The sequence below is a fragment of the Halobacillus sp. BBL2006 genome, assembly GCF_000786645.1.
Classification (GTDB): domain Bacteria; phylum Bacillota; class Bacilli; order Bacillales; family Halobacillaceae; genus Halobacillus.
Genome location: NZ_JRNX01000777.1, coordinates 1 through 1040 on the forward strand (window position 1 = coordinate 1; position 1040 = coordinate 1040).

Here is a 1040-nt window from a genome sequence, read left to right on the forward strand (position 1 = left end):
CATTTTCACCACCTGGGTACAATTCTGGGTCCTGAGGATCGTTTCCATACTTTTCTCCGCGATCATAAAAGATTTCCGTATTAGGTCCACTTGGTCCTTCACCAATATCCCAAAAGTTTTCTTCAATACGGATGATACGTTCTTCGTCCAGTCCGACTTTGTCTCTCCAGATTGCGAACGCTTCGTCATCTTCAGGATGGACAGTGACGGCAAGTTTCTCCGGAGCGAACCCGATCCATTTGTCACTCGTCAGAAATTCCCATGCCCATACAATCGCTTCTTCTTTAAAGTAATCTCCTATAGAGAAGTTCCCAAGCATTTCGAAGAATGTATGGTGTCGAGCGGTGAAACCTACATTTTCTATGTCATTTGTCCGAATGGACTTTTGAGCATTGACGATTCTTGGATTCTCAGGAGTCACTCGACCATCAAAGTATTTCTTTAACGTAGCGACCCCACTGTTAATCCATAATAGTGTCGGGTCTTCATGAGGGACCAAAGAAGCACTTGGCTCGACCCCGTGACCTTTTTCTTTGAAAAAGTCTAAAAACATTTGACGTACATCAGCTGATGTTAATGATTTCATCGATTTATACCTCCTTAATAATGTATGAAAAGTATCATAATGAACTCTATACAAACGAAAAGCTCCCGTTCCTGCCCAAAATTGGCAGGGACGGGAGCTAAAATCCGCGGTACCACCCTGATTATAGACTTGAATCGTCTATCACCTTGAACGCCTGTAACGTGGCGTGACAACGGCGGGGATTAGCCGCACTCTGGAATAGCTTTCAGCAACCTGATCCATAGCACTCTTCTCAGCCTTAGAGAATGCCTCTCTTCTTATGGAGTATTGCATACTTTTTTCCTTCTAAGTGTTCGATCGTTCATATAGTCTTGATATGCGCTATTATAGATAACTGTCGTTTATCTGTCAATGTTCATACGCCCGGTCCGAATTTCTGAAAAGATGACTTTAATAAAGGTAAGAACAGGAACAGCCAAAATCAGCCCCGGTACCCCGGCGAGCTCGCCGCCAG

The 1040-nt window shown here is 43.9% G+C and carries 1 protein-coding gene; it reads right to left on the reverse strand.

Annotation, left to right across the window (positions count from 1 at the left end; all coding sequences use genetic code 11):
* Positions 1-586, reverse strand: a 586-nt coding sequence (locus LD39_RS19560) for an alanine--tRNA ligase-related protein (protein WP_035552271.1), incomplete at its 3' end; no start/stop codon positions are given.
* Positions 587-1040: the final 454 nt, after the last annotated feature.